Consider the following 12,225-nt stretch of genomic DNA (forward strand, 5'->3'; position numbering starts at 1 on the left):
GGCTAGTCGATAATATGATGACGATGATGTAAGTTCAGGTTAAACATATGTGTTCTCTTAAAAATAAGTAGCTTGGTTGTAGCACCAGCTCTGTTATGCACACAATAATGTTTTTTAGGGCCAATCGTCAATAGTTATTTATTAAATAAATATGAATAATTAAATACATTTTTGCATAACTCATAACCTTTTTAACTTTTAACTGGCGCGGTTTTGATTTTGTAATCGTTTATTTTAGGTTAAATGAGCAAATATTTACTTCAATCTGTATTATTTGTTTACCTACAATAGTTACTGGTTATAATGTTGTTTCTTCCTTTTATAGAAAACTATAAACAATAATGACCAGCATAACTACCACTGTTGCTAAAGCTTTCGCTAAAGATGGTCTTCTTGCTCAACTGATCCCTGGTTTTAATCCTCGTCAAGCTCAATTGGATATGGCATCTGAAGTTGAAATAGCAATTAATAGTAAAACAAGGTTAATCGTTGAAGCTGGTACTGGTACAGGGAAAACCTTTGCCTATCTTATTCCTGCAATTGCGTCAAAAAAGAAAGTGATTGTTTCAACTGGAACAAAAAACTTACAAGAGCAACTGTTTCATAAAGATTTGCCGCTTGTTAAAAAAGCCTTAAACAGTGGCCATAAAACAGCGCTACTAAAAGGCCGCTCTAATTATTTATGTGTGTTTCGATTAGAAGAAAACTTCTCCAGTTCAGCTGAAAAACGTCATCAAGTCGGTGGTGCGTTAAATGCCAGTACATTACAAGACCTCGTTGCCGTTCGGCAATGGTCAAGCATTACTCAATCTGGAGATATTGGTGAACTTACTAATGTTGCTGAAGATTCTTTAATATATCCTCAAATTACCTCTACTACAGATAACTGTTTAGGTAGAAATTGTCCTGAATATGAAAAATGCTATTTAGTCAAAGCTAGGGAAAGGGCTATTGATGCTGACTTGGTTGTTGTTAATCATCATCTGTTTTTTGCCGATATGGCGCTTAAAGATACGGGGTTTGGTGAATTAATTCCTAAATCTGATGTGGTGATTTTTGATGAAGCTCATCAACTTGGTGATATTGCCAGTGAATATTTTGGCCAAGCTTTTTCCACGAAACAGTTACTTGAACTTGCTATTGATTGCTTGCAACAATATAAAGTTGAATTAACAGATGTAAAACAACTGGCCAAAGCAGCGGAGAAATTACAGCGTGCTGCGGGTGATTTTCGTCTGCTATTTGCCCAAGATTCAGAAAGAGGTAATTGGCGCCATAAAATGAACCAACAACAGTTTGCCCGAGCATTTGCCCAACTTCATGTTGATTTAAAGTTCCTCTTTGACGTATTAAAAATATGCGTGTCGCGTACCGAAGCCATAGATAATTGCTTCGAGCGCGCAACCGAGTTGTTAACTAAATATGACATTATGAATAATACTGAAAGTTTCGGTATGAGTTTATGGTATGAAACAACACGCAGACATGTTGTGCTGCATCAAACACCATTATCGATTGCGGATAAATTTCAGCATTTCATTGATGAATCAGATGCTGCCTGGGTGTTTACTTCTGCAACCTTAGCGGTAAATGGCAATTTTAGTCATTTTAGTAACGAACTAGGCTTAGCAGACGCAAAACAACTATTACTCGAAAGCCCATTTGATTATCCTAAACAATCAAAATTATTCGTACCAAGGTATTTACCCGAAGCAAATCACCATAAGAGAGGGCAAGCGTTAGTTAATATTGCTATGCCATTGATAAAAGCCAGTAAGGGTAGCTGTTTCTTATTGTTCACCTCTTATAGAATGCTTAATCAAGTCGCCGAGTTACTAGCCGAAGAAATTGATAACCCATTATTGGTACAAGGACAAATGGCGAAAAGTATTCTTTTAGATAATTTTGTTGAACAAAAACAGGCAATATTACTGGCAACCGCTTCTTTTTGGGAAGGTGTTGACGTTAGAGGTGACAACTTAACTTGTGTTATTATCGATAAATTGCCATTTAGCGCACCAGATGAGCCATTATTACAAGCGAAAAGTGAAGATGTTAAGCGCAAAGGTGGAGATCCCTTTGGCCAAATTCAGTTACCGCAGGCAGTAATTGCGTTAAAGCAAGGTGTAGGCCGATTAATTCGAGATGTGAGCGATCAAGGTGTACTTGCTATATGTGATAGCCGTTTGGTTAATCGACCTTATGGGCAAGTATTTTTAGCTAGTTTACCTAATATGGATAGAACAAGAGATATTAATAGTGCCGTTAAATTCTTACAGTGTATTAATACAGATAAAAGCTCAAATAATGAATAAACTGAGTTTATTGCATTATAGTTATTAACTAACTAAATAAATGAAGAGAGATTAATCGTGAACTACTTGGCCATTGATGCCTCAACAGAAGCCTGTTCAGTTGCCCTGACATTTCAAGGCAAAATTTATAGTCGTTATGAATTATGCCCACAATCACATAGTTTATTACTGCTGCCAATGGTCGACGATGTATTACAAGAGGCAGGGGTTAAGCTCAATCAACTTGACGGTTTGATTTTTGGCCGCGGTCCCGGCAGTTTTACTGGAGTGAGAATTGGTATCGGCGTAGCACAAGGTCTGGGATATTCAGCTAAATTAAAATTGGTTGGCGTTTCAACATTGCAAACTATGGCGCAATTAGCGTATTTAAATCATGGTCAAACTCAGGTGATATCAGCAATAGATGCCCGTATGAATGAGGTTTATTGTGGCATGTTTGCTGTTGATGAAAATCAAATCATGCAAGAAGTAATTCCTGAAACCGTGATCGCGCCAGAGCTTGTAAACGGGGTTACTGAACAAGCTAGAAGCTCTGTTGATTTAATCGGTGTCGGAAGTGCTTGGTCTGCTTACCCTGAGCAATTAAGCGATGTCGAACAGGTAATTATTAATCAAGATGTTGAATTTCCAAATGCTGTTGCCATGTTACCTATTGGTATAAAAGAGTTTGAAAATGGTAATGCTATTGCTGCTCAAGATGCTCAACCTGTGTATTTACGCGACACTGTAACCTGGAAAAAACTTCCTGGTAGAGAATAGTTCATTTTATATTGAGGTATTGATGGAGATAAACCATTTCAACTAATAATAAGCCAGTTGCACCGCCAGTTAAAAAGGTAACGTCAATCTATCATTTTTTATCGACTAATTTTTGGTCGTTGTTGATCATTGCTTTTTTGTTAAAAGAAACCCCATATTTAGGTATTCCATTTAACTGGCTAGAAAGTTTTTTTCATGAATTGAGCCATGGTCTAGCGGCCTTAATTACGGGTGGGAAAATACTGCAAATTGAACTCTTTCCTAATGGTGCAGGGCTTTGTACAACACAAGGAGGAATCGCATTTATAATTGCGTTTTCAGGGTATGCTGGCGCTGTAGCTTGGGGGGTGTTGATTTATAAAATAGCCGACCTTAAATCCTCAATTAGCCGGTATTTTAGTCTATTTATGGTAGTGCTATTAGCACTGTCTTGCCTGCTCTGGGCCCGTGATTTACTTACATTAGTGATTATCTTAATTCTTATTGCCACATTTGCTTTAAGCATAAAAATATCTCATTTTCATTTTTTACCGGTTATTTTAAAGATCTTTGCCCTCATGGTGTTACTGAATAGTTTAAGTTCTCCTCTATATTTAATTGATGGTCGCGGCATCGGCGATGGTAGTGCACTAGCTAAGCTTACTTTTATACCCGAAATTGTATGGATTTTAGTTTGGACAGCAATTGGTATCTATGCGATTTATCGCTTAGCAAAGAAATAAACATTTAAATTATAAGGACTTATTTTGATTCGAGATATAAGCTTCGCCCTTGCTCATGGAAAACTCGCAGGTATAACTCTAGGTAACCCGAACGCACCGGTGGTTTTATGTTTGCATGGCTGGCTTGATAATTGTGCTAGCTTTTTACCGTTTTTTAATACCTTAATAGCACAAGACAGCGAATTGTTAACTCAATACCAATTTGTTGCTGTTGATTGGCCTGGGCATGGCCAATCAGAGCACAGAAGTAAAGACGCACACTATCATTTTATTGATTGGTGCTATGATTTACTGCAACTACTTGAAGTTAACCAATGGCAGCAAATAAGCATCATAGGTCACTCTATGGGCGGTATGGTCGCTACACTTTTTACATCCGCATTTAATGACAAAGTTGATAAATTAATCTTAATTGAAGCAATTGGTTTATTAACACAAAACGAAAACCCCAGTGAGCAATTACGTAAAGGCATGTTAAGTCGTCTGCAGCTGCAAAATAAACAGGCGACCGTACATAAGAATATTGATGCAGCAGTCAAAGCTAGGATGAATGTTTCTGACTTGGCTGATACTGATGCTAAATTGCTGGTTGAGCGCGGCTTACATGCTGTCGAAGACGGGGTCACGTGGCGCTCAGATGCAAGGTTAAGAAATGTATCACCACAACGTTTTGCCTTGAAACAGGCGATACAAGTAGTGGCCAACCTGCATTGCCCAGTAACCTTGGTTTTAGGTGAAAATGGTTTTGATATGGTACAAACTGGCGTGAAAATTTTTGCTGAGCACATTTCTAATTATCAACAGTTCACCATTCATGGCGGCCACCACCCGCATATGGAGAGTCCTGCTGATTTAGTCGCAATTGTTGAAAAAACACTCAAATAAAATTAATTTAATCTTTTCTGGTCATACCTCTTGCAATTGTTTCTATCTGTGAAATGATAAGTGGCTAAAATACGGTCGCCTATACTCATAACAATTACTATACAAATATAGGTAGAGCGAAAAATAAGAAAAGGGTGTCACGGTAATAACTACCCGTGAGATTTACCCTCAATAACAGGAGATGTAGTGTGGAAAAAATTTGGCTGGAAAAAAGTTACCCTCCAGGAGTTCCATTTGAGATAGACGCTGACCGATATAAATCGTTGGCTGAAATGTTTTTCCAATACAGTAAAAAATATGCTGATAAAACCGCATTCATTAATATGGATGTGTCAATTTCATATCAAGAGCTAGAACAGCAAGCTAAATCATTTGCTGCCTATTTGCAAAATGATTTAGGCCTGAAAAAAGGTGATAAACTCGCAATTATGGTGCCTAACTCGTTGCAGTATCCAATTGCTCTCTTTGGTGGCTTAATTGCCGGAGTTACCATAGTAAATGTAAACCCTTTATATACCGCGCGAGAATTAAAACATCAATTAAATGACTCTGGCACAAAAGCCATTGTTATCATCGATAATTTTGCCCACACTCTGGAAGAAGTTATTAATGAGACACCGGTAGACCATGTAATTTTAACGTCATTAGGTGATCGTTTAGGTGCAGTAAAAGGTACGGTTGTTAACTTAGTGGTAAAATACATAAAGAAAATGGTACCTAAATTTAATTTGCCCAATACCATTGCATTTAACCACGTTGTAGCTAGTGGTAACCCTGATGAATATACCCCTGTCGATATTGACGGGGAAGAGCTTGCCTTTTTACAATATACCGGTGGCACAACAGGGGTATCTAAAGGCGCTATGTTAACTCATCGCAATATGGTCGCTAATTTAGAGCAAGCGAAAGGGGCATTGAAACCTTTACTCATTGAAGGAGAAGAATTCGTTGTTACTGCGTTACCGCTTTATCATATATTTGCCTTAACCGCTAACTGCTTAACCTTTTTAACATTAGGTGGTACTAATTTATTGATCACAAACCCACGTGATATGCCGGGGTTTGTTAAAGAATTATCTAAATATAAGTTTACCGCGCTTACTGGTGTTAATACCTTGTTTAACGGTTTGTTAAATACCCCAGGTTTTAAAGACTTGGATTTCAGCCAATTAAAAGTTTCGTTGGGGGGCGGCATGGCTGTTCAGCAACCTGTAGCTGAACGATGGCAGCAAATCACTAAAACCCGTTTATTAGAAGGTTATGGCTTAACTGAGTGTGCACCTCTGGTAACTCTAAGCCCATATAATCAACAAGGGTATGATGGCACTATTGGTTTACCCGCGGCGTCGACTGAGGTAAAAATTATTGCAGATGATGGCAGTGTTTGTGCTATTGGTGAGCCTGGTGAGATGTATGTTAAAGGCCCACAAGTAATGAAAGGTTATTATAACCGTATTGAGGCGACAAACGAGATATTAAAAGATGGTTGGCTGGCAACGGGGGATATCGCCTCAATGGATGACAGAGGCTTTTTCAAAATTGTTGATCGTAAAAAAGACATGATAATCGTGTCAGGCTTTAACGTATTTCCCAATGAAATAGAAGAAGTGGTAATGATGCACCCTGGCGTCTTAGAAGCAGCAGCCATTGGCGTTCCTCATGATGTTAATGGTGAAAGTGTTAAAATATTTATCGTGAAAAAAGATCAGGCGCTGACCGAAAAGGATTTAACTAATCATTGTCGCGGTAATTTAACCAATTATAAAGTTCCTAAACTGATTGAATTTAGAGATGAGTTACCTAAATCCAATGTTGGTAAAATACTAAGAAAAGATCTGAGATAATTGTAACTTCGGATACGCTTCACTTCGAATACGCTGACGCTTCAATAACTACTTCGAAATTCGAAGTGCAACGTATTCGTAATTCGTTACTTATAATCGCCTTTAAAATGATCAACCCACATCGCAGTTGCACCACAAATAGCAACTGGCATTAAGACTAAATTTACAATTGGGATCATCGCAAAAATTGTTACTGTTAAGCCAAAACCGTAGCACTTGCCTTTATGTTCGGTGAGCTTATCACGCATTTCAACAAAGCCAACTTTATGATTGTCGAATGGGTAATCACAGTATTGCACCGCCATCATCCAAGCTACGAAGGCGAACCATATTACTTGACCAAAAACAGGAATAATCCACAACACTAAAAAGAAACCAATCGCTCTTGGTAAATAATAAACAAGTTTCCGCCACTCGCGGGCAAGAGTTCGAGGGATATCTTTAATAACATCGGAAAAACCGCCATCAGCAATTGATTCTCCAGTAAGGTAGCGTTCTAACTTTTCACTTAACAAGCCATTAAAAGGTGCAGCAAGCCAATTTGCCACCGTTGAAAATAAAAAGGAAAAACAAATTAGTGCGGTTATATAAAGCAGTGGCTCTGCAAGATAAGTTAACCAACTCAGTCCTTCGGGCAGCCAATTTTCAAAAGATACGATTAGATCAGAAATATAACTACTGAGATAATAAAAGGCATAACTAAATAAAATTAAATTTACCAATAATGGTACAAATACAAATCGTCTGATCCCCGGGGTTCTAATAAGTTTAAAACCATGCATAAAATAACCAGCGCCACTTTGAGCAATTGGCTGTTGAATGCCTCTTGTCATTGAAATTTCCTTATTGATCATATCTAAATTAAAGTATAACTATAGTAACAAATAATCAAAGCCAATAACTGTTACAAAGCATGTGTTTATTTGCTAAGGTAAATATACCAAGATAGGCTCAGTCTTATATAATTGCTATAATCAAAACGCTAACTATCAAACAAATAAAAACTATAATAACCAATGCGCTTAAAACAAATCAAATTAGCTGGATTTAAATCTTTTGTCGATGTCACGAGTGTGCCATTTCCACAAGAAATGACGGCTATCGTCGGCCCAAATGGTTGTGGTAAATCTAATATAATCGATGCTGTTCGTTGGGTTTTGGGCGAGAGTTCGGCCAAGAATTTACGCGGCGATAGCATGACCGATGTTATTTTTAATGGTTCTAGTGCTAGAAAACCGGTTGGTCAAGCGAGTGTTGAGCTCATATTCGACAATACTGATCAACGAATTCAAGGGTCGATGGCTGACCGAAGTGAGATATCTATACGCCGTGTTGTTAATCGGGACTCTCAAAATACTTATTATTTAAACGGCAGTAAATGCCGGCGTAAAGACATTACTGACATCTTTTTGGGCACTGGCCTTGGCCCAAGAAGTTACGCAATAATTGAACAAGGCATGATCTCAAAGTTAATTGAGTCTAAACCAAAAGATTTACGGGTGTTTATTGAAGAAGCCGCAGGCGTATCTAAGTATAAAGAACGTCGGCGTGAAACCGAAGTTCGTATTCGCCACACTCGAGATAATTTATTACGACTAGCTGATATCAGACAAGAGTTGGCAATACAAATAGAACGGCTGCATGGTCAGTCACAAGCCGCTGTTCGGTTTAAAGAATTAAAAGGCCAAGAGCGTACCTTAAAAGCTGAATTAACCGCGATAAAGTGGCGTCAATGCAGAGATGAATTAGAAAAGTTTAAACAGCATGAATTAAAAATAGAGCTTAAACTTGATCAATTAGTTGCCAAGCAAAGAGAAGCAGAGCTTGCCATTGTTAATGCCCGAGATACTCAAGATGAAGGAGCTAATAAAATTGCTGTTTTGCAACAGCATAAATTAACCTTAACCACCGAGATTACCCGTTTAGAGCAGAATATTAAGCATGCAAAACAGCGCAAGATAAGTCTCGCAGAAGATAGAAAACGATTGACTGATGATATTCAGCGCAACAGTGAATACTTAAATCAAGAGCTTAAAAAACAACACGACTTAAAAAAAGTGATAGCACAAATATTGCCTGAGCTTAATGAAAATGATGCTCGAGTTGAACTATTAACTGAGCAATTGCAAGACATACAGCATCGCCAACATGCTTGGCAGTTACACTGGGATAACTTTGTAAAAAAACAATCTGAACATAATAATGCCATTAATGTAATTGCCAACAAAGTACAGTCGACCAGCGATTTAATGAGAAAAACAGAGCAACGAATAGAGTCGATTAAACAACAATTAGCAACGTATAAATTGGAGTTATTAAAAAACAAGCTTGGGCAAAGTCATGAGCATGCTGTTGAACAAAATATAATGTGTGAGCAATTACACTTAGATGTTGAACAGCTTAGTGATGAATATCAGAATTCTATTATTAGTGAGCAAAGCATCAAAGCCCAGTTTGATAACATATCCAGTGAGTTGCAAGCTTTGAAATCGAAGCAACGAACATTAAATGAAATTAACCAGCAACGTGCAGATTGGCAGGTAAAGCAAAATAAGTTTTTGCAGTCGCTAGGTTTTAGTGCAGAGCATAACTTAAGCGAACAACTATCGATAACGCCAGGCTGGGAAACAGCAATAGAAATGGTTTTAGGTCAATGGTTAAGTGCCTCTTGTCTAGAAATTATTCCAGAGCATCTAGATATTGATGTAGCTCTGCTGATTAAACATGACGAAAATCAACAATCAGTACCGATTGTACCAGATAGTTTGGCACAGTTTATTCAAGGTAAACATCCATTTGTTACATTATTAAACTCGGTCAAAGTTGCTCATTCAGAAACTCAAGCACAACAAATCGGAAAACAGTTGACTGACAATAACGACTCCGTAATTTGCCCACAAGGTCTTTGGCTTGGCGGTTCATGGCTTAAAAAAGGCGTGGTAGAACAACAAAGTGGCCAGTTAAAACGAAATAACGAATTGCTCGAGTTGTCAGTCACTATAAATGAGGCACAAGCTGAGTTCTCTCGATTCAAACAAGACTTTACAGCAATTAATGAAAAGAATACGAACCTGAAAAGTAAACTTGAGCAACGAAATCAACAACATCAACAAAGTAAGCAATTGCTGATTGAAAAAGAGCAAGAAGCGAAGTTACTTAACCAAGAGTTTATGTTCAAGCAAACTCATCAACAAAGTTTGCAAGATGAACTGTTAAAGCAAGAAGCGGCGCTTAATGAAGAGTTGAAAGTATACGAAAACGAACTAGCTCAGCAGAACGCTTTGGCTAATTCTGCTGGTGATGACAGCGACATTGGTGACACCTTACAACATGAGCGAAATAGCCTCATGCAACAACTGCAAGATGTGCAATTAACTTTAAAGCAAGTAACTAATGAGCAACAACAACAAAGTTTAGTCATTGAAAAAGCCAAGACAGAATTAGATTCTGTTGGCACTGTGCTCGAGCGAGTACAGGAGCAATTATTAATACTGAAACAGCAAAAGCAAGAAATGGCTACAACTCAGCAAGAAAATGATCAACCGATTATAAAGCAGCAAGAGCAGTTACAACATTTGTTATTACAAAGCTCAGAAAATGATCTTCAGCAGCAGCATATTAATGCTCAACTAACTGAATCTCATCAAAATATTGAGCTTTTTAATAGTAATCAACAAAATTTATTGATGTTAATTGAAGAGCAAAGGAGTAAGCTATCGCAGCTTCATATCGATGCTCAAACTTATAATGTACGTGCCAAATCTGCTGTTGAGCAATTAGCTGAAATGCAGCAAACATTAACCGTTGTATTAGATAATTTACCTGTTGAGGCGAAAGAGTCGCAATGGCAAATTCAACTTGCTCGCGTGAGCAAAGATATTTCAAGACTTGGCGCGATTAATTTAGCTGCCATTGAAGAATTTGAATTACAATCACAGCGCAAAGAGTTTTTAGATACACAAAATCAAGATTTAGAGTCGGCATTACATACTCTTGAATCGGCAATTGATAAAATAGATACAGAAACACGGCAAAAATTTAAAGAAACCTTTGACCAAGTCAATAATGACTTGAAAATATTGTTTCCAAAAGTGTTTGGTGGCGGTAGTGCATACCTTGAATTAGTTGGGGAAGACCTACTCGAAACTGGGGTAACTATCATGGCAAGACCGCCAGGCAAAAAAAATAGTACAATTCACTTACTTTCTGGTGGAGAAAAAGCGCTAACCGCATTATCATTAGTATTTGCAATATTTAGGTTAAATCCAGCGCCGTTTTGTATGTTGGATGAAGTGGATGCACCACTTGATGACGCGAATGTTGGCCGATTTTGTAAATTGGTTGAAGAAATGTCTGAAACCGTGCAATTTATTTATATAAGTCATAATAAAATAGCCATGGAAATGGCTTCTCATTTAACCGGTGTTACCATGCATGAACCAGGAGTGTCGCGTATGGTTGCCGTTGATATTGATGAAGCAGTTGCTATGGCAGAAGCAGTATAAGCAGGCTTGGTAATGGAATTAAATTTTAGAACAATATTAATAATCATTAGCGTTATCGTAATTGGTGGCATTTATTTTCATGGTCGGATAAAGATCCGCAAAAACCCTTATAAGCTCAAAGCCAAAGTAAATGATGGCGATTTCTCTGAAGAGGATATTCGTAATTATGATACCCAAGGCTTTGATCAAGATGGTGTAGGCCGTCCTAAACCTATTAGCCTTGATGCCGCTGAAATGCCAGAGCTTACTCAACAGCAATCGGCAGACTTGCAAGCGAATACGCCGCCCCCCATTGAAGATGAGCAATTGCTCGAACAAGCGCCAACATTTTCTGATATTGAAACCTTGGAAAGTTCAGCACCATTACCTGAGATTGAATCAGCGGTCGAAGTTAAGAGCGAGCCTGTTTTTGAAGATCCGGTCGGCATTAAAAAAAGTACAACGATAAAAAATGCTGAGCCTAAGCCACAGATTAAGCCTGAGCAAATAGCAGATCCTAGCGAGCCGGTATTTACTACCTCGGAAACTATAGTTGACGAAGAGTTGCCAACGATAAGTGCTTTGGCCCAAGAAACCGCTGAGGTACAAGATATTGAAACTGTTAAGCCTGCCAAAGCGAAAGCTAATGCGAAGGTTGCAACCACAACCGTGCAACCTATTAATAAAGCAAAAACCAGAGCTGAGTTAAAACGTGATCAACTTGAAATGGACTTTGATCGTGCTAATAGCAACCGTAAAGTAGAAATTGAACAAGAAGTCTTAGCGTTATCAGTTGTCGTTAACGAAAACCAGTTGATCTCAGGTGCCGCTTTATTACCAAACTTTTTAACCTTAGGCTTAAAGTTTGGTGAAATGAATATTTTTCATCGCCATCAAGACAACGCTGGTAATGGTAAAATCACCTTTTCAGTCGCCAATATGGTGAATCCAGGTACGTTCGATTTAGATAATATGGAAAGTTTTGCCACGAAAGGTATCACTTTATTTATGACTTTACCTAATGCAGGCGACCCAGTAAAAGTCTTTAAGCAAATGTTGTCAGCCGCGAAACAAGTTGCTAATGAATTTGGCGGGCAAGTACTCGATGGTCAACGTAGCGTGATGACTAAGCAAACCGAGCAACATTATTTAAGTAAAATCAGAGAGTTTGACCGTAAAGCCCGCCTCGCTGGCTACTAATTTCTTCTAAATTATT

The 12,225-nt window shown here is 38.1% G+C and carries 8 protein-coding genes; 7 read left to right on the forward strand and 1 reads right to left on the reverse strand.

Annotated elements, in window-relative coordinates; genetic code table 11:
* The first annotated feature begins 341 nt into the window (after window positions 1-341).
* The 5 genes from RI844_RS01190 to fadD all read left to right on the forward strand — a co-directional run bounded on the left by RI844_RS01190 (window position 342) and on the right by fadD (window position 6,525).
* Window positions 342-2,315 (forward strand): ATP-dependent DNA helicase, encoded by a 1,974-nt coding sequence (locus RI844_RS01190; RefSeq protein ID WP_348396657.1) that lies wholly within the window; start codon window positions 342-344, stop codon window positions 2,313-2,315.
* A 57-nt stretch (window positions 2,316-2,372) separates the two neighbouring features.
* Window positions 2,373-3,074, forward strand: coding sequence for a tRNA (adenosine(37)-N6)-threonylcarbamoyltransferase complex dimerization subunit type 1 TsaB (tsaB, locus tag RI844_RS01195; protein ID WP_348396658.1), 702 nt, complete (start codon window positions 2,373-2,375; stop codon window positions 3,072-3,074).
* Between the two features lie 122 nt (window positions 3,075-3,196).
* Window positions 3,197-3,796 (forward strand): M50 family metallopeptidase, encoded by a 600-nt coding sequence (locus tag RI844_RS01200; RefSeq protein WP_348396659.1) that lies wholly within the window; start codon window positions 3,197-3,199, stop codon window positions 3,794-3,796.
* Between the two features lie 24 nt (window positions 3,797-3,820).
* Complete coding sequence (locus RI844_RS01205) at window positions 3,821-4,681, forward strand: alpha/beta fold hydrolase (protein ID WP_348396660.1); 861 nt, start codon at window positions 3,821-3,823, stop codon at window positions 4,679-4,681.
* 188 nt (window positions 4,682-4,869) lie between these two features.
* Window positions 4,870-6,525 carry a long-chain-fatty-acid--CoA ligase FadD gene (gene fadD, locus RI844_RS01210; protein WP_348396661.1) on the forward strand — a complete coding sequence of 552 codons (1,656 nt, stop codon included), beginning with the start codon at window positions 4,870-4,872 and terminating at the stop codon, window positions 6,523-6,525.
* Window positions 6,526-6,611: 86 nt separating this feature from the next.
* On the opposite strand, the gene cysZ is transcribed toward fadD, so the two are convergent.
* Entirely contained in the window at window positions 6,612-7,358 is a 747-nt protein-coding gene (gene cysZ / locus RI844_RS01215) for a sulfate transporter CysZ (RefSeq protein ID WP_348396662.1), read from the reverse strand.
* Between the two features lie 183 nt (window positions 7,359-7,541).
* On the opposite strand from cysZ, the gene smc reads away from it, so the two are divergent.
* Window positions 7,542-11,030: a chromosome segregation protein SMC gene (gene smc, locus RI844_RS01220; protein ID WP_348396663.1), complete on the forward strand. Its 3,489-nt coding sequence runs from the start codon at window positions 7,542-7,544 to the stop codon at window positions 11,028-11,030.
* Window positions 11,031-11,042: 12 nt separating this feature from the next.
* The gene (gene zipA / locus RI844_RS01225) at window positions 11,043-12,209 is read left to right on the forward strand and encodes a cell division protein ZipA (protein WP_348396664.1); all 1,167 of its coding nucleotides are present in this window, start codon (window positions 11,043-11,045) and stop codon (window positions 12,207-12,209) included.
* The last annotated feature ends 16 nt before the right edge of the window (window positions 12,210-12,225 follow it).

The organism is Thalassotalea fonticola (assembly GCF_032911225.1).
Taxonomy (GTDB): Bacteria; Pseudomonadota; Gammaproteobacteria; order Enterobacterales; family Alteromonadaceae; genus Thalassotalea_A; species Thalassotalea_A fonticola.

Excerpts from the sequence above, each read along its gene's own strand:
- RI844_RS01190 (WP_348396657.1), top strand. The coding sequence starts at position 342 with ATGACCAGCATAACTACCACTGTTGCTAAAGCTTTCGCTAAAGATGGT.
- cysZ (WP_348396662.1), bottom strand. The coding sequence starts at position 7,358 with ATGACAAGAGGCATTCAACAGCCAATTGCTCAAAGTGGCGCTGGTTAT.
- smc (WP_348396663.1), top strand. The coding sequence starts at position 7,542 with ATGCGCTTAAAACAAATCAAATTAGCTGGATTTAAATCTTTTGTCGAT.
- zipA (WP_348396664.1), top strand. The coding sequence starts at position 11,043 with ATGGAATTAAATTTTAGAACAATATTAATAATCATTAGCGTTATCGTA.